Consider the following 20098-nt stretch of genomic DNA (forward strand, 5'->3'; position numbering starts at 1 on the left):
CGCCCCCCCGCGGCGGCGCCCCCCGGGGGGCCACCCCCCGGGGGCGCGGGGAACTGCGCGAGAAGCCCCACCGGCCCGCGGTCGGCGACGACAGGGGCACCCCCACCGACCGGGCCCGCCCGGCGACCACCGGGTACGCTCACGATGCCCGGCGCCGCCCGCGCGGGCGCAACCCCCCGCGCACACCCAGGAGACAGACGACGATGGCCGACCGGGTCACGGTGATCGGCTGGGACGGCTCGCCCCTGACCGCGGCGGCCCGCTCCGCACTCGGCGCCGCCACCCTCGTGGCCGGCGCCGCCCACCACCTGGCACTGCCCGAGGTCCCGCCCACCACGGAGCGGATCCGGCTCGGCAGCGTCTCCCTCGCCGCGCGCCGCATCACCGCCCACCGCGGCACCGCCGTCGTCCTCGCCGACGGCGACCCCGGCTTCTTCGGCGTCGTCCGCACCCTGCGCGCCCCCGAGTACGGACTCGAGGTCGAGGTCGTCCCCGCCGTCTCCGCCGTCGCCCAGGCCTTCGCCCGCGCCGGCATGCCCTGGGACGACGCCAAGGTGGTCGTCGCACACCGCCGCACCCTGCGCCGCGCGGTCAACGTGTGCCGCGCCCACACGAAGGTCGCCGTACTGACCTCACCCGGCGCGGGCCCCGCCGAACTCGGCCTGCTCCTCGAAGGCGTCCACCGCACCTTCGTCATCTGCGAGGAACTCGGCACCGACCGCGAACAGGTCACCGTCGTCACCTCCGACAAGGCCGCCGACCACACCTGGCGCGACCCCAACGTCGTCATCGTCATCGGCGGCCCCGCCGCGGCCGCCCCCGAGAACGGCGGCTGGCTCGCGGGCGGCGAGCCCGGCACCGCGCCCCGCGGCTGGGCCCTGCCCGCCGCCGAGTACACCGGCCCCTTCGGCGAGGGCGAGACCGAACAACTGCGCGCCGCCCAACTCGCCCGCCTGGGCCCGCGCACCGGCGACCTGGTCTGGGACATCGGCTGCGGCAGCGGCGCCTTCACCGCCGAGTCCGCCCGCTTCGGCGCCGCGGTCATCGCCGTCGACAGCGACCCCGACGCCTGCGCCCGCACCCTCGCCACCACCCGCCGCCTCGGCGTCCAGGCCCAGATCGTGCACGGCACCGCCCCGCACGTCCTGGAGGACCTGCCCGAACCCGACGTCGTACGGGTCGGCGGCGGGGGAGCGGCGGTCGTCTCCGCGGTCGCCGACCGGCGCCCCGCCCGCATCGTCACCCACGCGGCGACACGCGACGCGGCCGAACTCGTCGGCAGGGACCTGACGGAGCACGGTTACGAAGTCGAGTGCGCCCTCCTGCAATCCGTCGAACTGGACACTCGCCGCTGGACGGAGAAGGAGCGGACCGTGGGGTTCCTGCTGTCCGGGCGCCTTCCGGATCGCCACCCGTGACCCTGACGGCCGGGCGCGCGCGGTAGGCTGACCGATCGTTGTACCGCACCAGGACACCTGACGATCCGTCGGTCGATGTTCCGGAAAGGTCCCGGAAACGCACCATGTCCGGGGCGCCTGTGGTACGACGCCGACCGGAGGACGCGCAACGTGGCGCAGTCCACAGAAAGCCATGGTCGAACTACGTACCGTGGCCGCGATCCGACGGGGACAATGCCTGTTGTCCGGGTCGGTTCGTGCCGCGCGGCGTGTGCGCTCGTTCTACTGGACGGGCGGACGACGCACCGCTCCGGTCAAGGGGGTTGCATCTCCGGCGGTCGGCCGGGGGCGGCCAGTAAGTTCTCACGATGGGCGAGGGGTAGGCATGACCGAAACCGGTCAGGTTCCGGGCGAAGGACTGCCGGAGAACGCGGGAGGGGTGGACCAGCCGGGCGTTCCCGCCCCGGGCGCGTACACCTACCTCGATCCCGCCGACGCCGTCGCCGAGGACGATGAACTGCTCCTGATGCCGGGCTCCCAGGGCGCCTGGGGCCAGCCCCAGGTCGCGACGCCCCCGCACCAGCAGCAGCCGGGCCCCGCCGTCGTGCACGAGCCCGGCCCGCACGAGATGGCCGGCCGCGACAGCGGTCACCACGACCTCGGCGCGATGCAGATGCCGCAGGCCCAGGCCCAGGCCCAGGTCCAGACCCCGAGTCAGGGCGGCCCGCGCCGTCCGCTGCACATGGGCCCGCCCGTGCCCGAGACCGGTACCGGCCCCGTGCGTTCCCTCGCCGACCGCGGCCCCGCGCAGCAGACGCCGCCGCAGGCCATGCCGATGCACCAGTCCGGGCCGCCCACCACCGGCCCCGAGTACCTCGACGTGCCGCCGCAGGGCGCCGCACCGTGGGGGCAGCCCGCCGGCACGCAGCCGCAGCAGGCCGGGTACGACCCGGCGACCGGGATGCCCGTCCCGGCCGCAGAAACGGTCGTCCCGGAGTCCGCCGCGGCGCAGTACGCCGACCACTCCGGACAGTTCCCGCAGCCTCAGGGGCCGGGCGCCGCCCAGGACTTCCAGCCCGTGCCCGAGCAGCAGCCGGTCGGCGCGTACGCCGGGCAGCCGGACCAGGTCGTCGCGTACGCCGGGGCGCCCGACATGCAGGCCGCACAGGGTGCGCAGCAGTTCGCCGGTGAGCAGCCGCTGGGCCAGTTCGTGCCCGTGGAGGGCTCGGTGCCCACCACGCCGCACCTGGCGCCGACGCCGCCGCAGGCCATGGTCGTACCGCCGCTGCCGGAGCCGGCCGGTGAGCAGCCGGTCGCCGAGCCGGCGGCCCCCGCCGCCGAACAGGCCGCTCCCGCGCCGGAGCAGCCGGTGGCCGAGCAGTCGCTCCCCGAGCAGCAGGTGGCCGAACAGCCCCTCCCCGAACAGCAGCCCCTCTCCGAACAGCAGCCCCTTCCCGAGCAGCAGGCCGCCGAGCCGCACGCCGGGGAGCAGCAGCCGGTCGCCGAGCCGCAGCAGGCAGCCGACCAGCCCGCGGGTGACCAGCCCGCCGTCGATCAGCCCGTCGCCGAGGCGCCGGTCGCCGAAGTGCCGGTCGCCGAGGCCGTGGCGGAGACGCCCGCGCAGCAGCCGGTCACCGAGCTCGTCGTCGAGCCCGTGGCCGAGGCCCCGCAGACCGAGCAGGCCCAGCCCGGGCAGCCGGAACAGGCGCAGCAGGAGCAGATCGCCGAGCCGCAGACCGCCGAGCCCCAGGAGGCCCCGGCGCAGGAGCCGCAGGGCCAGGGCCCGCAGATCCAGGAGCAGCCCGCGCAGCAGCCGCAGGCCGTCGAGCCGGCCCAGGACGGGGCCCAGCCGGTCGCGCAGGCCCCCGAGGCTCCCGTGGCCGAGCCGGCCGAGGAGCCGCAGAGCCCGGAGCAGCAGGCCGCCGAGCCCGAGCAGCCCGTGGCGCAGGAGCCCGCCGAGCCCGCCGCAGAGGAGCAGCCCGCCGAACTCCCCGTCGAGGAGCCCGTCGCCGCGGCCGTCCCGGCCCCGCGCGACGGCGCCGCCGCCGACGAGGAGTCCGCGCCGGCCCAGTCCGCCGACGACCTGCCCATCGCCGAGGGCGACGCCGAGCCGGAGCCCACGCTCGCCGGCCCCGCGGCCCCCGCCTACGACGACGCCGAGCGCGAGGCCGTGCTGCGCGTCATGCGCGAGCGCCGCGACATCCGCAACGGCTTCCGCAGCGACCCCATCCCGCACGAGGTGCTGCTGCGTGTCCTGGAGGCCGCCCACACGGCGCCCTCCGTGGGCCACTCGCAGCCCTGGGACTTCGTCGTCATCCGCTCCGCCGACACCCGGCGCACGATGCACGAACTCGCCGAGCGCCAGCGGGACGCGTACGCCAAGTCCCTGCCCAAGGGCCGCGCGAAGCAGTTCAAGGAACTGAAGATCGAGGCCATCCTCGACACCCCGGTCAACATCGTGGTCACCGCCGACCCGACCCGCGGCGGCCGCCACACCCTCGGCCGGCACACCCAGCCGCAGATGGCCCCGTACTCGTCCGCGCTCGCGGTCGAGAACCTGTGGCTCGCCGCCCGCGCCGAGGGCCTCGGCGTCGGCTGGGTCTCCTTCTTCGACGAGCGCGAGATGGTCCGCACGCTCGGTCTGCCCGAGCACCTCGAAGTGGTCGCGTACCTGTGCGTCGGCTACGTCGACGAGTTCCCGGCCGAGCCCGAGCTGATGCAGGCCGGCTGGTCCAAGCGGCGCCCGCTGTCCTGGGTCGTCCACGAGGAGACGTACGGGCGCCGGGCCCTGCCCGGCGAGGACCCGCACGACCTGCTCGCCGAGACCGTCTCCAACATCCGCCCGCTGGACGCCAAGGCGCTCGGCGAGGCCTGGGAGCGGCAGAAGCGCATGACCAAGCCGGCCGGCGCCCTCGGCATGCTGGAGATCATCTCCGCGCAGCTGTCGGGCCTGTCCCGGATGTGCCCGCCGCCGATCCCGGAGCCCGCGGCCGTCGCGATCTTCGCCGGCGACCACGGGGTGCACGCCCAGGGCGTCACCCCCTGGCCGCAGGAGGTCACCGGCCAGATGGTCGCGAACTTCCTGGGCGGCGGCGCGGTCTGCAACGCGTTCGCGAACCAGGTCGGCGCCGAGGTCTGCGTCATCGACGTGGGCGTCGCCTCCGAACTCCCGGCCACTCCCGGCCTGTTGCCGCGCAAGGTCCGCGCCGGCACCTCGGACATGACGACCGGCCCGGCCCTGACCCGCGAGGAGGTCAAGGCGGCCGTCGAGGTCGGCATCGAGACCGCCCGCGACCTGGTCGCTGCGGGCAACAAGGCGCTGCTGACCGGCGAGATGGGCATCGCGAACACCACCGCGTCCGCCGCCCTGATCTCCGTCTACACCGAGGCCGACCCCGCCGAGGTCACCGGCCGCGGCACCGGCATCAACGACGAGACGCACGCCCGCAAGGTCGAGGTCGTGCGCCGCGCCCTCGAACTGCACCAGCCCGACCCGGCGGACCCCATCGGCGTCCTCGCCGCGGTCGGCGGCCTGGAGCACGCGGCCCTCGTCGGCCTGCTCCTGGGCGGCGCGTCGCTGCGCACGCCGGTGATCCTCGACGGCGTGAGCGCCGGTGCGGCCGCCCTGGTCGCCCGGGCCATCGCGCCCGAGGTGCTCGCCGCGTGCATCGCCGGCCACCGCAGCGCCGAGCCCGGCCACGTCGCCGCGCTCAACAAGCTGGGCCTGCGCCCCCTGGTCGACCTCGACCTCCGCCTCGGCGAGGGCACGGGCGCGCTGCTCGCCCTCCCGATCGTGCAGAGCGCGGCCCGCGCGATGCACGAGGTCGCCACCTTCGACTCGGCCGGCGTCACCGAGAAGTAGAGACCGGCCGACGGGACGCCTGCCCGCCCCGCTCGTGGGCAGGCGTCCCGCACGGCAGGACGGGTGGGCGCAGCCACCGGTGCCGGACGCGCCCTCGCGGGGCCCCGGCATAAGCTGACCTCGAACCCCGAACGCGCACGTCACAGGGCTCCGACGACGCAGCCCAGATCAAGAGCCCAGCCGCACCAGGAGCCCGCCCGCCATGCCTCAGCACCCCGCGTACCCCGTAGGCCTCCGCCTGACCGCCCGCAAGACGATCGTCATCGGCGGCGGTCAGGTCGCCCAGCGCCGGCTCCCCGCCCTGATCGCGGCGGGCGCGGACATCACCCTGATCTCCCCCTCGGCCACCCCCTCCGTCGAGGCGATGGCCGACGCGGGCGAGATCAGCTGGACCCGCCGCCGGTACGAGCACGGCGACCTGGCGGACGCCTGGTACGTGCTGATCGCCACCGCCGACCGTGCCGCGAACGACGAGGCCTCCGCCGAGGCCGAGGCCAACCGGACGTGGTGCGTCCGCTCCGACGACGCCGAGGCGGCCACCGCCTGGACCCCGGCCACCGGCCGCACCGAGGGCGTCACCGTCGCGGTCCTGTCCGCCGAGGCCGCCGACCGCGACCCGCGCCGCACCGCCGGCATCCGCGACGCCCTCGTCGAGGCCCTGCGCGACGGCACCGTCTCGGTCCAGCGCGAGCACAAGCCGGGCGTGGCCCTGGTCGGCGGCGGGCCCGGCGACCCCGACCTGATCACGGTGCGCGGCCGCCGCCTGCTCGCCGAGGCCGATGTCGTCATCGCCGACCGGCTCGGCCCCCGCGACCTGCTCGACGAACTCCCGCCGCACGTCGAGGTGATCGACGCCGCGAAGATCCCGTACGGCCGTCAGATGGGCCAGGAGGCGATCAACCAGGCGCTGATCGACCACGCCAAGCAGGGCAAGGCCGTGGTCCGGCTCAAGGGCGGCGACCCGTTCGTGTTCGGGCGCGGCATGGAGGAGGCCCAGGCGCTCGCCGCCGAGGGCATCCCGGTCACCGTCGTCCCCGGCATCTCCAGCTCGATCTCGGTGCCCGGCGCCGCCGGCATCCCGGTCACCCACCGCGGGGTCGCGCACGAGTTCACCGTGGTCAGCGGCCATGTCGCGCCGGACGACGAGCGTTCCCTCGTCGACTGGTCCGCGATGGCCCGGCTGACCGGAACCCTCGTGATCCTGATGGGCGTCGACAAGATCGGCAAGATCGCCGAGGCGCTCGTCGCCCACGGCAAGGACCCAGAGACCCCCGTCGCCCTGGTCCAGGAGGGCACCACCGCCGCCCAGCGCCGCGTGGACGCCACCCTCGCCACCGTCGGCGCGACGGTCCTCGCCGAGGGCGTGAAGCCCCCGGCCGTCATCGTGATCGGCCCCGTCGTCCACGAGAACCCCGTACGTAACCCGCGGTAACGTCAGTTCGTACCGAGCCGTTGGCACCGCACCCAGGACAAGGCAGTATCGACCCGTGGCAGAACCCAGAGGTCTCATCACCATCGAGGACCCCGACGACCCGCGCCTGCGCGACTACACCGGCCTGACCGACGTCGAGCTGCGCCGCAAGCGCGAGCCGGCGGAGGGCCTGTTCATCGCCGAGGGCGAGAAGGTCATCCGGCGCGCCAGGCTGGCCGGGTACGAGATGCGCTCGATGCTCCTGTCCGCGAAGTGGGTCGACGTCATGCGCGACGTGATCGACGAGGTCCCCGCCCCGGTCTACGCGGTCGCCCCCGACCTGGCCGAACAGGTCACGGGCTACCACGTGCACCGCGGCGCCCTCGCCTCGATGCAGCGCAAGCCGCTGCCCACATCCGACGAACTCCTCACCACCGCCCGCCGGGTCGTCGTCATGGAGTCCGTCAACGACCACACCAACATCGGCGCGATCTTCCGCTCCGCCGCGGCCCTCGGCATGGACGCCGTCCTGCTCTCGCCGGACTGCGCGGACCCGCTGTACCGCCGCTCGGTGAAGGTCTCCATGGGCGCCGTCTTCTCGGTCCCGTACGCCCGCCTGGAGGCCTGGCCGAAGTCGCTGGAGACGGTCCGCGAGGCCGGCTTCAACCTCCTCGCGCTCACCCCCGCCGACCAGGCCAAGTCACTCGACGAGGTCGCCCCGCACCGCATGGACCGCGTGGCGCTCATGCTCGGCGCCGAGGGCGACGGACTGTCCACCAAGGCCCTGATGGCCGCCGACGAATGGGTCCGCATTCCGATGGCCCACGGCGTCGACTCGCTCAACGTGGGCGCGGCCGCGGCCGTCGCCTTCTACGCCGTCGCCACGGGACGCCCCGAGCTCTGAGCCCGGGGCCCCGGCTCAGCTCGCCGGGCGAGGCGAGTCGGGCGCGGTGCTCGCCGGGCCGGTGGCCGGCCGGTGGTCGTCGCCGAGCCCGCGCGAGGGGCCCTGGCAGCCCTGGGCCGCCGCGATCGCCAGCGCCACCAGCAGCGTCACCACCACGAACACGAACAGCCGCTGACGCAGCAGCCGAGGATTGGCCGGACGCAGCTTCTTGCCGGTGCCCGTCCCGTTCGTCCGCGGCGCGGGCCGTCCCGCGCCACTGCGCGGCGCGGGGCGGCTGCCCGAGCGCGGGTTCGTCGAGCGCGGCGCCGGACCCCGGCCGCCGCCCCCGGTCCGCGGCCCCTGCGTGCCCGGCTGGGTGCGCCGCTGCGTGGTCCGCTCGCCGCGGTCCACGCGCTCCGTGTACGTCTCGGTGAGCCGGCCCGTCGGACGGTCCGGGTCCGTGCGCGGCGCCGGCGGCCGGGCCTCGCCGAGCCCCTGCGCCTCACGGGCCGCGATCTCCTTCAGCCGCAGCGACAGCTGCAGCGTGCTCGGCCGCTCCTCGGGGTCCTTCGCCAGGCACGCGCGCAGCAGCGGCGCCAGCGCGTCCGGCACCCCGTGCAGCTGCGCCTCCTCGTGCACGACGCGGTACAGCATCACCTCGGAACTGCCGTGCCCGAAGGGCGAGTCGCCCATCGCCGTGTACGCGAGCGTCGCCCCCAGCGCGAACACGTCGGTCGCCGGCGTCACCGCGGCCCCGCGCACCTGCTCCGGCGCGAGGAAGCCGGGGGAGCCCACGGCGGTGCCCACGTGGGTCAGCGTCGAGGCGCCGGTCGCCCACGCGATGCCGAAGTCGATGATCCGCGGCCCCTTCGGGGACAGCAGGATGTTGGACGGCTTGAGGTCACGGTGCACGACCCCCGCCTCGTGGACCGCGACGAGCCCCTCGGACAGCGCGGCCCCGACGGCGGCGACGTCCGCGGCCGCCATCGGGCCCTCCTCGGCGACCTTGTCGTGCAGCGAGGGCCCGGGCACGTACTGCGTCGCGAACCACGGCCGGTCGGCCTCGAGGTCGGCGGCCACGAGCCGCGCCGTGCAGCCGCCGCGGATCCGCCGCGCGGCGGACACCTCGCGCGCGAACCGCGAGCGGAACTCCTGGTCCTCGGCCAGGTCGGGGCGGATCACCTTGAGCGCGACGCGCTGCCCCCGCCGGTCGGAACCGAGATAGACGACGCCCATCCCGCCGGCCCCGAGCCGTCTGTGAAGCCTGAACGAGCCGACGACGCGCGGGTCCTCGCGCCTCAGGCGCATCATCGCCATGTTCATCCCCGCTGCTGCCCGGTCCGCCCTCTGACGAGCCACAGCTTACGTTTCCCCGCCCTGCTGTGTGCTCAGGCCGCGCCCTCACGCCGGATTCGATTGTCAGTGCCCGGCCGCGGACTTGAAGGACGGTCAGGGAACGGCGCGTCCACGGGCCACGACCGGGCTCCGTCCGCCAACGGGCGTAAAGAGCAGGGGGATTGGGCCCACGCGGGGCGACCGCACGTGGCCGGCGGCGGCCGTCGATCACCGTACGCACCGGTAGCGGGCGGTGGCGTGCCGGGCGGCGGAGATGGATCAAGGAACGCCGACCGCGCCCCGCAGGACCGGCGCGGAAGTGAGGGAAGTCACCCGCCGGACCGAAAGTCCCCTCGGGGAAGACCCCGAGACCTAGGCCCCCTTCTCCACCCAGGGGAGTACACGGGGCCCGGGCGCTCATCCTCCGGGAGGCCCGGCAATCGGTACGAGGGCATGACGCCCGGGACGGGCGGCGTCCGTAGATTTGAGGTCAAGCGGCGGGTGCAGCACTCGTCCCCCGAGGTCAGGCACCCGCCGCTGCGAGCACCACCGAGCCAGAACTCAAGATTTCGACCGGGAGAGGACCATGGCGCACACGGCACCGCGGACGACAGCGTTCCGCACACGGTTCGGCCGGGCCGCGGGCCCCGCCGCGGGCCGCCGTCACCCGCTGGTGGCCACGGCCATGGTCCTCCCTCTCGCGGCCCTTCTCGTCGTCGTCTTCGGCGGCTGGGACGCGGTGGTCACACAAGCGTCGTCCGTGGGCGTGATGCTGGGGCGCTGAGCGGCGCTCCCAGGCCCGGAAGAGCGGTCCGGGCGGGGACATCCGGCCAGGAAACCCCGTGGGGACGGGGGTGCGGCGGACGGCACCAATGCCGCGTGCAGCTGGGGAGCTGCACGCGGCATTACCTTTTCCCCGGCTTCCCCGGCTCACCGGACCCGAGGACACCGCCCGGCGCCGTAGGCTCGGCGCGAGACCACGCACCTCCGGGGGATCCGAGTGACCACGCCCAGCTCCATCCTTCCCGCGCTCCGAGCGGCGGCGCGCGGAGCGGCCCACCCAGCGGGCATCGCCTGCGTCTGCGGCGCGCGGACCCTGGCCGACCGTCCCGACGGCACCGTCGTCCGGCACGGCGACACCGTCGCCAAGGCGCACGCCCCCGGCACCGACGCCGCCGAGCTGGAGCTCCGGCTCGCCGTCGCCGCCGCGCCCGCCCTCCACGGCGTACTCCTCGCACCCCTGCTCCCGGCCGCGGCGCCGCTGGACGGCCGCCTCGTCACGTTCTGGCCGCACGGCGCCCCCGTCGACCCGGAGCACCCCGAGCACGCCCCCTGGGAAGCGGCCGCCACCCTGCTGGCCCGGCTGCACACCACCCCCGCCCACGAGTTCCCCGCCGGCCTGCCCCCGATGCGCGGCCCCGAGAAGGCGGCCCGCGCCGTCGCCCGCCTCCTGGCCGGCGCCCCGGACCACCGCGCGGCCGCCCCCGTCCTCGCCGCCTGGCGCACCCTGCCGCCCTGGGCCCGCGCCGAGGCCCCCGGCCCGCACGGCCGCACCCTGTGCCACGGGGATCTCCACCTCGGCCAGCTGGTGCGCCACCCGGCCGACACGGGGGAGTGGCTCCTCATCGACATCGACGACCTCGGCACCGGCGACCCCGCCTGGGACCTGGCCCGTCCCGCCGCCTGGTTCGCCTGCGGCCTGCTGCCCGCCGAGGACTGGACCCGCTTCCTGTCCGCCTACCAACGCGCGGGCGGGGCCAAGGAGCTGACCGTCGAAGATCCCTGGCCCGCGCTCGACGTCCCCGCCCGCGCCCTGACCGTCCAGACGGCAGCCCTGGCCGTGACGAAGGCCGTCGCGGCGGGCCGTGACCTCGACGAGGTGGAGGAGGCGGTGATCGACGCCTGTGCCCGAATGGTCTCGCTCCCGCCCCCGTTGGGCGAGGACGGCGCCAAGTAGGGTGCGGGGGACGGAAGCCGGGAAGTGTTCCGGCGAAGCAACACCGAACGGCGAGGAGTTGAGCCGAGCATGCAGTGTCCGAAGTGTCACGCACCGATGCACACCTACAACCGCAACGGCGTCCAGATCGAGCAGTGCAGCGGTTGCCGCGGGATATTCCTGGACTACGGCGAGCTGGAGTCGCTGACCCGCCTCGAGTCCCAGTGGCAGCAGCAGGCCCCGCCGGCCCCGCCCGCCCCGCAGGCCTACCCGGCCGCCCCGGCCCCCGCCTGGGGCGCCCCGCACCACGGCGGTCACCACGGCCACCACGGTCACCGCTCCTTCGGCCGGATGCTCTTCTCCTCCTGAGCGGCCCGCAGTACGAAGAAGCCCCCGGTCCGAGGACCGGGGGCTTCTTGCTGGTGCGCGATACTGGGATTGAACCAGTGACCTCTTCCGTGTCAGGGAAGCGCTCTCCCGCTGAGCTAATCGCGCGGGAACGGGCCAGACTCTATCAGGCGCCGCATGGGGTTTTGCCAGGTGGTGCTGTTACTGCGTGCGCGATACTGGGATTGAACCAGTGACCTCTTCCGTGTCAGGGAAGCGCTCTCCCGCTGAGCTAATCGCGCGGGACGGATCAGATACGAACCGGAGTCCGAAGATCCAGTGCGCGATACTGGGATTGAACCAGTGACCTCTTCCGTGTCAGGGAAGCGCTCTCCCGCTGAGCTAATCGCGCATGGAGGTGGAGACGGGATTTGAACCCGTGTAGACGGCTTTGCAGGCCGTTGCCTCGCCTCTCGGCCACTCCACCAGGAGCTTATGGGGGTTCGGGAAGATCCCCCACATCCGAGCGAACGACCGGGTTCGAACCGGCGACCTCAACCTTGGCAAGGTTGCGCTCTACCAACTGAGCTACGTTCGCGTGTCTTTCCGTTTCGCTTCCGCGTCCCGGCGACGTGTTGAACTCTAGCGGATTCCCGGGGGAGGTCCAAAACGCGTTTGCGCAGCGTGCTGCGCTGCCGTCACCGGAGCGCCCCCGAACGCTCCGTCCCAGGTCACCGTCCCGCCACCCGACCTAGACTCGAAAGCGTGCACGGCTCCCCCTCATCTGCCCCGCTCGCCCGCTTCGGCGAGCTCGTCGCCACCGACCTGCGCGACGTCACCAGCGACCCCGCCGCCCTGGACTCCACCGGGTTCTGGGCGGTCTCCGCCGACTTCGAGGGGCGCCTCGTCTGCGCCCGCTTCGGACAGGTCCGCAGGGAACCGGTGCCCGCCCCGCGCCCCGGCGCCTGGCACGGCCCCGCCCCCGAGGACTGGACGTCCTCCCTCGACCACGCCGCGTACACGGAAGGCGTGCGCCGCGTCCGCGCCCACATCGCGACCGGCGAGGTCTACCAGGCCAACCTCTGCCGCGTCCTGAGCGCGCCCGTCTCCGCCGACGCCGACGTGGACGCCCTCACCGCGCTCCTCGCGCGCGGCAACCCCGCCCCCTACGCCGGCACGATCCGGCTGCCCGGACACGGCGTGGAGATCGCCACCGCGTCCCCCGAGCTGTTCCTGCGCCGCGACGGGCGCGTCGTGGAGTCCGGACCCATCAAGGGGACCGGCCGCACCGAGGCCGACCTCCTGGAGAAGGACTACGCCGAGAACGTGATGATCGTCGACCTGGTCCGCAACGACCTGGGCCGCGTCTGCGCCACCGGCACCGTCACCGTCCCCGACCTCTGCGTCGTCGAGAAGCACCCCGGCCTGGTCCACCTCGTCTCCACCGTCCGCGGCGAACTGCGCGAGGACGCCGGCTGGCCCGAGCTGTTCGACGCCACCTTCCCGCCCGGATCCGTCACCGGCGCCCCCAAGTCCAGCGCCCTGCGGATCATCGACGCCCTGGAGACCGCCCCGCGCGGCCCCTACTGCGGAGGCATCGGCTGGGTCGACGCCGACCGGCGCACCGGCGAACTGGCCGTCGGCATCCGTACGTTCTGGATCGACCGGGACACGGAGGGCGACCGGCTGCGTTTCGGCACCGGCGCGGGCATCACCTGGGGCTCCGACCCCGAGGGCGAGTGGCGGGAGACCGAGCTGAAGGCGTCCCGGCTGCTCGCGGTAGCGTCACACGGGTACGACGGGCACGACGGACGCGCGGACGCCCGCTAGTCCGGTTCAACTGGGAGGCACCACGTGAAGATCTGGCTCGACGGCGGGCTGCGGGACACCGACGCGGCACGCGTCTCCGTCTTCGACCACGGGCTGACCGTGGGCGACGGCATCTTCGAGACGGCCAAGACGATCGACGGCCGGCCCTTCGCCCTGACCCGGCACCTCGACCGGCTCGCGCGCTCGGCCCGCGGCCTCGGCCTGCCCGAGCCCGACCTCGACGAGGTCCGCCGCGCCTGCGCCGCCGTCCTGGAGGCCAACCCGATGCCGCTCGGCCGGCTGCGCATCACGTACACCGGTGGCCTCTCGCCCCTCGGCTCGGACCGCGGGACGAGCGGGACCACCCTCGTCGTCGCACTCGGCGAGACCAAGCGGCGCCCGGACACCACCTCCGTGGTCACCGTCCCCTGGACGCGCAACGAGCGCGGCGCGCTCGCCGGACTCAAGACCACCTCCTACGCGGAGAACGTCGTCGCGCTGGCCCGCGCCCACGAACACGGCGCCTCCGAAGCCCTGTTCGCCAACACGGTCGGACAGCTCTGCGAAGGCACGGGGTCGAACGTGTTCGTCGTCCTCGACGGCGAGATCCACACCCCGCCCGTCGCCTCCGGCTGCCTCGCCGGCATCACCCGCGCCCTCGCCGTCGACTGGACCGGTGCCAAGGAGACCGACCTCCCGCTGGCCGTCCTGAACGAGGCCGACGAGATCTTCCTGACCTCGTCCCTGCGCGACATCCAGGCCGTCCACCGTGTCGACGACCGCGCCCTCGGCGAGGCCCCGGGACCGGTCACCGCCAAGGCCATGCGGATCTGGGACGAGCGCGCCGCCGACGACCTGGACCCGTGACCGGCCCGGCAGCGGCGCCGCAACCGGAAAAACCGCTGTCGCTCCCCGTCCGCATGCGGGTAGAACACCCGTGATGACGACGACCCTGCGGCCGACCGAGCCGCTCCAGCAGTCCGACGACGGACAGCGCTCACGCGGGTACGCGGTGTGTGTGAACAGCCGTCCCGTCGGCACGCTCCGCCTCGCCACGCACCCCGTCTTCGGCCCGACGGTCGCGCAGATCACCGACCTGCGCATCGACGAGCCGGACCGGGGGCGCGGCCGCGGCACCGTCGCGGCGCTCGCCGCGGAGGAGGTCGCGCGCGGCTGGGGCTGCGTACGCCTGGAGGCCTCCGTCCCCGCCGAGGAGGCAGGCCTGCTCCGTCTCGCGACCGCCCTCGGATACGTCGAGCGCAACCGCGGCATGGACAAGGAGCTGCCCGCGAGCCCGCCCGCGCTCCCGGCGGGCACCACGGGACGGCCGATGACCGACGCGGAGTACGAGCCCTGGCTCGCCCACTCCATGGAGGACTACGCGCAGACCTGGATCGAGCGCGGCGTCCCGGACGACGAGGCCCACCGCAAGTCCGAGCGCGACCACGCCCTCAACCTGCCCGACGGCCCCGCCACCCCCGGCGTGCGGATCTCCGTCCTGGAACGCGACGGGGAGCGCGTCGGCACCCTGTGGGTGGCCCGGCGCGACGGCGACTGCTTCGTCTACGACGTCGAGGTGGCGGCCGACCGGCGCGGCGAGGGTCACGGCCGGTCCCTGATGCTCCTCGCCGAGGGCCAGGCGCTGGCCGAAGGAGCCGCCCGCATCGGACTCAACGTCTTCGCGGGCAACACCCCGGCACTGCGCCTGTACGAGTCGCTCGGCTACCGCGCGACCTCGTACCACCTGTACAAACCGCTCGCCTGAGGGTCAGTCCCGCTCCGCCAGGAGCCGGTCCGCGATCTCCTCGATCCGGGCCCGCAGCCCGTCCTGGCTCTGGCCGCCGTCGAGACGCTCGCCGCCGATGACGTAGGTCGGCGTGCCGGTCACCCCGATGGCCTTGCCCTCGGCCTGGTCGGCGTCGACGATCAGGATGTGCCGGCCGTCGATCAGGGCGGTGTCGAACTCCTCGGCGTCCAGGCCCAGTTCACCCGCCACCTCGACGAGGAACGGCTCGCCCCGGCGGTCGAACTCCTCGACCCGGCCGAGCACCGCCTCCACGTACGGCCACCCCTTGCCCTGCTCGAAGGCCTCCTCGACGGCCTGCGCGCCGGCGAAGGAGTGCTTGTGCTTCTCCAGCGGGAAGTGCCGGAAGCGCAGGTCGAGCCGGTCGCCGTAGCGCTCGCGCAGGGCCTGCACGTCGGCGAGGGCGGTGCGGCAGTCGGGGCACTGGAGCTCGCACCACACGTCGAGGATGGGGTTCGGGGCGTTCATGCGGCCAGTCTTCCAGGAGTGCTCGCGCGCGCCCAACCTGGACCTGCGGAGGAGACCCGACCCCGAGATGACCCGGAGATCTGCCCGAGGTCGCCTCGCACCGTGGCCCGAACGGGCCTCGGCGGTGCAGGATGGAAGGGACGAAACCGCCCCGGTGCCGTCCAGCACGCCCGAGCCCAGGAGGACCGGATGATTGCCGAGACCGTCTGCTCCGCCGTCGCCGTGGCGGGCCTGGGCATCGCCGCGGTCACCGCGTACCGGAAGCGGTTCCTCTCCGCCGCCCGGCTCGCCGCCTACTCCCTGGTCCCGCTGGGCCTGGTGATGACCGGCGCCGTGGAATGGGTCGTGGACACCGCCTTCAGCCCGACCGCCTGGGCCGGTTTCGGCGTGCTCGGCGGCGCCTGGCTGCTGTTCATGACCACCCGCGCGATCGAGCGCCGCTCCGGCGGCACCCGCAAGGAGCGCAAGGCCGCCGAGGCCGCGCGGCGCGAGGCCGTCGCCCCCGCCGCGTCCGCGCCCTCGCTCGGCGGGACCGCCCGGCCCGCGCAGACCGCCGCCCCGCAGCAGCCGAAGAAGGGCGCGGCCGCCGGGGGCGAGGACTTCAGCGACATCGAGGCCATCCTGAAGAAGCACGGCATCTGACGTCAGGGCCCCGCCGGACGCCGTGCTTCACCCCCTGCCGCGCGAGGGGCGGGCTCAGAGCGACGCGAGCACGTTCACCCCGTTCACCCAGCGCACGCTCGCGTTCGCGCAGCGCACCGCCCGGCCCCGCCCCGGGAAGCGCGGATCGGGCAGCGCCAGCCCCAGCCGCGTCGCCCCGCGGCCCAGCGGCAGCGAACCGCGCACCGTGTACGTCGCCGGACCCGTGTGGTCGTCGTCCGTCTCGGAGCGGCCCTGCGGCTGCCAGCCGCGCCAGTCCGCGCCGCTGTCCGTCTCCGTCACCACCCGCCCCGCGTCGTCCAGCAGCACGAGCCGCACCGGGCGCGGCTCCTTCGGCGCCGCGAACCCGCGGTTCACCAGATCCACCTCCACCTCCAGCCGGCCCGAGCGCACCGAGGTCCGTGCCCGGCGCACCTCGATCCGATAGCCGAGGTGGTCGCGCAGGTACTCGAACTGCGTACGGGACACCGCCCGCCCGTCGCGGTCCCGGAAGTACCCGTCCGACACCGGGAGCAGCGCGTCCCGCACCTGGTCCTCCGTCAGCGCGGCCGCCTTCCAGCCGGGCACCGTCACCGTCGCGTTGTGCACGATCGACAGGCTGTCCCAGCGCAGCGTCTGCAGCCGGCGCGCCGCGGCGAGGCCCGGGATCACGGTGCTCCACGCGTACGGGTCGGCGCTCTGCCCCTTGTCCCAGGGCATCTCGCCGTCCATCGCGTGCGTGGGTCCGACCTCCAGATAGCGGGGCCAGCCCGGGTTGTCCGGCACGTAGTAGTCCCACAGCCCCTCGCCGAGGGTGATGTAGTCGTTGTGGAACCCGACCCGGTCCAGGATCGCCCGGTTGGTGATCATGTCCCGCTTCTCGGCGTACCGGACCTGTGTGTGCATCCCCGGCGGCAGCGCCGCCACCAGCGAGGTCATGATCGCCGTGACCGCGTCCGGATAGTTCTCGTGCTGGTAGTAACTGCCGTGCCACTCGCCCCAGGCGCCCAGGAACCCCGCCTGCCACACCGCCACGACATCGCTGTTGCGCGCGACGATCGGCGCGAGCTGCCCGATGTGCCGCTGGATGTCCTGCACCGTGTACTTCTGGCCCGCCCGCACCCCGTCGTCGTACGCGAAGCGGAGCACCGCCGCGTAGCCCTTGGCGCGCAGTCCGCGCAGCACGCTCTCGATGTTGTCGAGCGCGCTGCGGGGTATCTCCCGCGTCGCGAAGTCCCAGAGGTAGAAGTACAGCTGGGTCAGGTTCGCCCCCGGACCGTACTCGCGCTCCAGCGTCTCCAGGGTCTTCGTGACGTCGGGGGAGTGGTCGGCCTCGTTGTCCCAGGGGCTCGTCAGGTCGACGGCGTTGTACGACATCTCGTAGCGGAACCCGCGCCGCGGATTGGCCAACGGGCCCCGCCCGTCCGGATCGTCGGGCCGCAGACCGCGGTGCGGGACCGTGCGCCACCCGCCGGACGCGGCCGCCGCCGGCTGCGCGGCCCCGCCCGCCACCAGGCCCGCGGCCACCCCGGCCCCCGCCCCCAACACCCGTCTGCGGGACGGGGATCCGCCCGCCGCCCCACGCCCGTCCCGGCCGTCCTGTGCTGTCGACATGCGGTACTCCCTCGTACGCGATGGACGTCACCGGCACGGCTCGGGCCGCGCCGGACGACCGAGTCTGGGGCCGCTCCTGGGCCCGCGCCCATGGACGCGCGTACGAGAGCCGCTGGACTTTTCGCGCGGGCGGGCCGCTCGGCTCACGGGATCAGGCGAACCGCCCCCGCATCCGGGCGTGTTGCCCTCATGGGGTGGTCCGGCTGGGCCATCATCACCGCGAGATGCTGGACACACCACGGCTGGACGACCAGCCGGCCGCAGAGAAGGGCCCGGCGGCCCTGCCGCCGCCCGCCCCCGGGAACCCCGAAGCGCAGCGCGGCTGCCTCTTCGCGCTCTCCCAGCCGCCCCTGATGATCTTCCTCGGGGTCATCGGCTGCCTGCTCCTGATGGCAGCGCTGCACGATCTCCTGCTGCTGTGACCCCGGGCGCCCGCTCCGGCTCAGCCCGCGGCGGCTTCCTTGCGGCGGGCCCGGTACGCGGCGACGTGCAGCCGGTTCCCGCACGTACGGCTGTCGCAGTAGCGGCGCGAGCGGTTGCGCGACAGGTCCACGAACGCGTGCCGGCAGTCCGGCGCCTCGCAGCGCCGCAGTCGCTCCTGCTCCCCGGCGACCACGAAGAACGCCAGGGCCATCCCGCAGTCGGCCGCCAGGTGGTCGGCGACCGAGGCGCCCGGCGCGAAGTAGTGCACGTGCCAGTCGTAGCCGTCGTGGTCGGTCAGCCGGGGCGTGGTGCCCGCCGCGGCCACCAGTTCGTTGATCAACGACGCCGCGCTGTGCGGATCCGGCGCCGCGAACACCTCCGCGAACCGGTCACGCACCGCACGCACCGCGGCCAGGTCGTCCTCAGAGAGCACACCCACATCACTGATTTCGTACTTTTCTACGAAATCTGCCAGAGCGGGCACGGTCGCGAGGGTGTCCTGGGTCGTGGCGCCGCCGGAGTCGCCCTCGGTGTCGCCGTCCTGTGCACGGTCCGGTGCGGTGTTCACCAGAGCGACCACGGTGTCGAGCGCGCACCGGGTGTCGTGGGTGATCAGCACGATTCGCTCCCTGGCCTGGAGGTCGGGCCTGCGCCCGCCGATGCGGGCAGAGCCTAGCGCCTGAAGGTCACGGGGAGATCCAGGGAACGCATCGGCGCCGGCGGGCGGGGGGGGTGGAGACCGGCGCCGCGGCGGGTGCCCTCCCGCCCCCCCGGGGGCGGGGCCGGGGGGGCCCCCCCCCCCCCCCCGGCGCCGGTGTATGCCGTATGCGGTTGTCCTGCGGGTCCCGTCCGGTTCCGCGGCGTCTCCCCGAGTCGGACGCCACGGCACGCTCTCGCACTGCTCACGCCGGTCTGGTCCTGGTCGGCGTGGGCCCTCTTCCGCGGTGGTTCAGTTCTCCGCGAGGATGTGCGACAGCTCCTGGTCGAGATCGAAATGGCGGTGCTCCGTGCCGGGTGGCACGGCGGCGTCCGTCCGCTTGAGGAAGGACTCGAGGGCCCGCGCCGGGGCCTCGAGCAGAGCCTCGCCCTCCGGAGAGCTCAGGGCGATGCAGACGACGCCCTGACCGTGGCTGCGGGACGGCCAGACTCGGACGTCTCCGGTGCCGGTCGGCCGGTGGAGGCCTTCGGCGAGGAGGTCGCGGGCGAACACCCATTCGACCGTTTCCTCGGCTCCGGTGTGGAAGGTGGCGTGCACGGCATACGGATCGGCCGTGTCATACCGCAGTCCTGCGGGTACAGGCAGTGAGGACTCGCTCGACACAACGAGGCGCAGGTGCAGCTCGCAGCTGACCGTGGTGTTCATAAGCGCCAGGGCCTTTCGCTCAGTGTGCGCTCGGGGATTCGCACGTCGGCGAAATCGACATGCCACCTACGATGCCGTTGTAAACCCCTCTGAGTGTTTTGGGAGTCTTTACGTAGCTCGTACGGCCGAGTCTTTCTTGTTCGGGAACAGCCATTCCGGTGACGAGATCGGGTCCGGTAGGTTTGGGACCATGAATACGGGGAGTGACGAGGCGGCCGACGCAGCCGCCGGAGCCGAGACAGAGGCGTCCCAGGCCGAGGAGAAACCTCTCGGCTCGCGGGCGCCGGAGTTCGTCCAGGCCCGCCGGGCCCTGCACCTCAGCTGGCAGGTCGGCGTCTTCGTCGTCGGCCTCGCGGTCGTCGTCGCGGGCATCATCATGCTGCCGCTGCCGGGACCCGGCTGGCTCGTGATCTTCGGCGGCATGGCGATCTGGGCGACGGAGTTCGTCTGGGCGCAGTTGGTCCTGCGCTGGACGAAGCGCAAGGTCACAGAGGCCGCGCAGCGCGCCCTGGACCCCAAGGTGCGCCGGCGGAACATCATCCTGACGACCATCGGGCTGGTGATCATCGTGGTGCTCGGCGGGATCTACGTGTGGAAGTTCGGCCTCGAGATGCCGTGGAACATCAAGCAGTGACCGGGGGCGGCGCGGGGTGGTCCCAGGCACCCGCTGACATGGGGTAATGTTCTTCCTGCGCCCGGGCGATTAGCTCAGTGGGAGAGCGCTTCGTTCACACCGAAGAGGTCACTGGTTCGAACCCAGTATCGCCCACCCGGACCGAAGGCCCCGGATACAAACAGTTACCGGGGCCATCGGCGTTTTAGAACAA

Annotated in this window: 18 protein-coding genes and 6 tRNA genes; 14 read left to right on the top strand and 10 right to left on the bottom strand. The window is 73.8% G+C overall.

All coding sequences use genetic code 11. The annotated features are described in order from the left end of the window. The first annotated feature begins 203 nt into the window (after window positions 1-203). From cbiE to ACFW9D_RS16475, 4 genes are all read left to right on the top strand, one after another. Window positions 204-1418, top strand: a complete 1215-nt coding sequence (cbiE, locus tag ACFW9D_RS16460) for a precorrin-6y C5,15-methyltransferase (decarboxylating) subunit CbiE (protein ID WP_384622573.1) — start codon at window positions 204-206, stop codon at window positions 1416-1418. 364 nt (window positions 1419-1782) lie between these two features. After that, on the top strand, window positions 1783-5259 hold the full coding sequence (cobT, locus tag ACFW9D_RS16465; RefSeq protein WP_384622575.1) for a nicotinate-nucleotide--dimethylbenzimidazole phosphoribosyltransferase: 3477 nt from the start codon (window positions 1783-1785) through the stop codon (window positions 5257-5259). Window positions 5260-5461: 202 nt separating this feature from the next. Beyond that, a complete protein-coding gene (gene cobA / locus ACFW9D_RS16470) occupies window positions 5462-6691 on the top strand; it encodes a uroporphyrinogen-III C-methyltransferase (RefSeq protein ID WP_188339970.1) in 1230 nt (409 codons plus the stop codon). 55 nt (window positions 6692-6746) lie between these two features. Continuing rightward, window positions 6747-7574, top strand: coding sequence for an RNA methyltransferase (locus ACFW9D_RS16475; protein ID WP_188339971.1), 828 nt, complete (start codon window positions 6747-6749; stop codon window positions 7572-7574). A gap of 15 nt (window positions 7575-7589) precedes the next feature. Here ACFW9D_RS16475 and ACFW9D_RS16480 read toward each other — a convergent pair whose 3' ends face one another. Continuing rightward, window positions 7590-8876: a serine/threonine-protein kinase gene (locus ACFW9D_RS16480; protein WP_384622580.1), complete on the bottom strand. Its 1287-nt coding sequence runs from the start codon at window positions 8874-8876 to the stop codon at window positions 7590-7592. Window positions 8877-9474: 598 nt separating this feature from the next. Here ACFW9D_RS16480 and ACFW9D_RS16485 point away from each other — a divergent pair. The 3 genes from ACFW9D_RS16485 (at window position 9475) to ACFW9D_RS16495 (ending at window position 11193) form a co-directional block, all read left to right on the top strand. Continuing rightward, window positions 9475-9672, top strand: coding sequence for a hypothetical protein (locus ACFW9D_RS16485; protein ID WP_188339973.1), 198 nt, complete (start codon window positions 9475-9477; stop codon window positions 9670-9672). Window positions 9673-9888: 216 nt separating this feature from the next. Further along, a complete protein-coding gene (locus ACFW9D_RS16490) occupies window positions 9889-10845 on the top strand; it encodes a phosphotransferase family protein (RefSeq protein ID WP_384622583.1) in 957 nt (318 codons plus the stop codon). A gap of 69 nt (window positions 10846-10914) precedes the next feature. Continuing rightward, a complete protein-coding gene (locus tag ACFW9D_RS16495; RefSeq protein ID WP_188339975.1) occupies window positions 10915-11193 on the top strand; it encodes a zf-TFIIB domain-containing protein in 279 nt (92 codons plus the stop codon). Window positions 11194-11244: 51 nt separating this feature from the next. On the opposite strand, the gene ACFW9D_RS16500 is transcribed toward ACFW9D_RS16495, so the two are convergent. From ACFW9D_RS16500 to ACFW9D_RS16520, 5 genes are all read right to left on the bottom strand, one after another. Further along, window positions 11245-11319, bottom strand: a tRNA-Val gene (locus ACFW9D_RS16500). A 62-nt stretch (window positions 11320-11381) separates the two neighbouring features. Further along, window positions 11382-11453: transfer RNA gene (locus ACFW9D_RS16505), tRNA-Val, on the bottom strand. 38 nt (window positions 11454-11491) lie between these two features. Continuing rightward, window positions 11492-11563: transfer RNA gene (locus ACFW9D_RS16510), tRNA-Val, on the bottom strand. A gap of 1 nt (window position 11564) precedes the next feature. Then, window positions 11565-11638 (bottom strand) — tRNA-Cys (locus ACFW9D_RS16515). Between the two features lie 38 nt (window positions 11639-11676). Further along, a tRNA-Gly gene (locus ACFW9D_RS16520) sits at window positions 11677-11749 on the bottom strand. Between the two features lie 167 nt (window positions 11750-11916). Between ACFW9D_RS16520 and ACFW9D_RS16525 the strand changes: the two genes are divergently transcribed. The 3 genes from ACFW9D_RS16525 to ACFW9D_RS16535 all read left to right on the top strand — a co-directional run bounded on the left by ACFW9D_RS16525 (window position 11917) and on the right by ACFW9D_RS16535 (window position 14725). Further along, window positions 11917-12981: a chorismate-binding protein gene (locus ACFW9D_RS16525; protein WP_188339976.1), complete on the top strand. Its 1065-nt coding sequence runs from the start codon at window positions 11917-11919 to the stop codon at window positions 12979-12981. A gap of 24 nt (window positions 12982-13005) precedes the next feature. Further along, window positions 13006-13827: an aminotransferase class IV gene (locus ACFW9D_RS16530; protein ID WP_188339977.1), complete on the top strand. Its 822-nt coding sequence runs from the start codon at window positions 13006-13008 to the stop codon at window positions 13825-13827. Window positions 13828-13900: 73 nt separating this feature from the next. Next, entirely contained in the window at window positions 13901-14725 is an 825-nt protein-coding gene (locus ACFW9D_RS16535) for a GNAT family N-acetyltransferase (RefSeq protein ID WP_384622587.1), read from the top strand. 3 nt (window positions 14726-14728) lie between these two features. On the opposite strand, the gene ACFW9D_RS16540 is transcribed toward ACFW9D_RS16535, so the two are convergent. Further along, window positions 14729-15232, bottom strand: a complete 504-nt coding sequence (locus ACFW9D_RS16540) for a DsbA family protein (RefSeq protein ID WP_384622590.1) — start codon at window positions 15230-15232, stop codon at window positions 14729-14731. 189 nt (window positions 15233-15421) lie between these two features. Here ACFW9D_RS16540 and ACFW9D_RS16545 point away from each other — a divergent pair, with 189 nt between their 5' ends. After that, window positions 15422-15874 carry a hypothetical protein gene (locus ACFW9D_RS16545; protein WP_188339979.1) on the top strand — a complete coding sequence of 151 codons (453 nt, stop codon included), beginning with the start codon at window positions 15422-15424 and terminating at the stop codon, window positions 15872-15874. A gap of 54 nt (window positions 15875-15928) precedes the next feature. Here the strand turns inward: ACFW9D_RS16545 and ACFW9D_RS16550 are convergent, their stop codons facing one another. Then, window positions 15929-17485 (bottom strand): DUF4874 domain-containing protein, encoded by a 1557-nt coding sequence (locus tag ACFW9D_RS16550; RefSeq protein WP_384622593.1) that lies wholly within the window; start codon window positions 17483-17485, stop codon window positions 15929-15931. A 224-nt stretch (window positions 17486-17709) separates the two neighbouring features. Here ACFW9D_RS16550 and ACFW9D_RS16555 point away from each other — a divergent pair, with 224 nt between their 5' ends. Next, window positions 17710-17907 carry a hypothetical protein gene (locus ACFW9D_RS16555; RefSeq protein ID WP_188341800.1) on the top strand — a complete coding sequence of 66 codons (198 nt, stop codon included), beginning with the start codon at window positions 17710-17712 and terminating at the stop codon, window positions 17905-17907. A gap of 20 nt (window positions 17908-17927) precedes the next feature. On the opposite strand, the gene ACFW9D_RS16560 is transcribed toward ACFW9D_RS16555, so the two are convergent. Both ACFW9D_RS16560 and ACFW9D_RS16565 read right to left on the bottom strand, forming a co-directional pair. Further along, window positions 17928-18527 (bottom strand): CGNR zinc finger domain-containing protein, encoded by a 600-nt coding sequence (locus ACFW9D_RS16560; protein WP_384622597.1) that lies wholly within the window; start codon window positions 18525-18527, stop codon window positions 17928-17930. 330 nt (window positions 18528-18857) lie between these two features. Beyond that, complete coding sequence (locus ACFW9D_RS16565; protein ID WP_010351314.1) at window positions 18858-19271, bottom strand: SsgA family sporulation/cell division regulator; 414 nt, start codon at window positions 19269-19271, stop codon at window positions 18858-18860. Between the two features lie 190 nt (window positions 19272-19461). Here ACFW9D_RS16565 and ACFW9D_RS16570 point away from each other — a divergent pair, with 190 nt between their 5' ends. Further along, window positions 19462-19905: a TIGR02611 family protein gene (locus ACFW9D_RS16570; protein ID WP_188339982.1), complete on the top strand. Its 444-nt coding sequence runs from the start codon at window positions 19462-19464 to the stop codon at window positions 19903-19905. A gap of 63 nt (window positions 19906-19968) precedes the next feature. Continuing rightward, window positions 19969-20040: transfer RNA gene (locus ACFW9D_RS16575), tRNA-Val, on the top strand. Window positions 20041-20098: the final 58 nt, after the last annotated feature.

The sequence above is a fragment of the Streptomyces sp. NPDC059524 genome, assembly GCF_042749255.1.
Taxonomy (GTDB): domain Bacteria; phylum Actinomycetota; class Actinomycetes; order Streptomycetales; family Streptomycetaceae; genus Streptomyces; species Streptomyces xanthii.

Coding starts and splice junctions, on each gene's coding strand:
- cbiE (WP_384622573.1), top strand. CDS start 204: ATGGCCGACCGGGTCACGGTGATCGGCTGGGACGGCTCGCCCCTGACC.
- cobT (WP_384622575.1), top strand. CDS start 1,783: ATGACCGAAACCGGTCAGGTTCCGGGCGAAGGACTGCCGGAGAACGCG.
- cobA (WP_188339970.1), top strand. CDS start 5,462: ATGCCTCAGCACCCCGCGTACCCCGTAGGCCTCCGCCTGACCGCCCGC.
- ACFW9D_RS16480 (WP_384622580.1), bottom strand. CDS start 8,876: ATGAACATGGCGATGATGCGCCTGAGGCGCGAGGACCCGCGCGTCGTC.
- ACFW9D_RS16485 (WP_188339973.1), top strand. CDS start 9,475: ATGGCGCACACGGCACCGCGGACGACAGCGTTCCGCACACGGTTCGGC.
- ACFW9D_RS16495 (WP_188339975.1), top strand. CDS start 10,915: ATGCAGTGTCCGAAGTGTCACGCACCGATGCACACCTACAACCGCAAC.
- ACFW9D_RS16535 (WP_384622587.1), top strand. CDS start 13,901: ATGACGACGACCCTGCGGCCGACCGAGCCGCTCCAGCAGTCCGACGAC.
- ACFW9D_RS16540 (WP_384622590.1), bottom strand. CDS start 15,232: ATGAACGCCCCGAACCCCATCCTCGACGTGTGGTGCGAGCTCCAGTGC.
- ACFW9D_RS16545 (WP_188339979.1), top strand. CDS start 15,422: ATGATTGCCGAGACCGTCTGCTCCGCCGTCGCCGTGGCGGGCCTGGGC.
- ACFW9D_RS16550 (WP_384622593.1), bottom strand. CDS start 17,485: ATGTCGACAGCACAGGACGGCCGGGACGGGCGTGGGGCGGCGGGCGGA.
- ACFW9D_RS16555 (WP_188341800.1), top strand. CDS start 17,710: ATGCTGGACACACCACGGCTGGACGACCAGCCGGCCGCAGAGAAGGGC.
- ACFW9D_RS16565 (WP_010351314.1), bottom strand. CDS start 19,271: ATGAACACCACGGTCAGCTGCGAGCTGCACCTGCGCCTCGTTGTGTCG.
- ACFW9D_RS16570 (WP_188339982.1), top strand. CDS start 19,462: ATGAATACGGGGAGTGACGAGGCGGCCGACGCAGCCGCCGGAGCCGAG.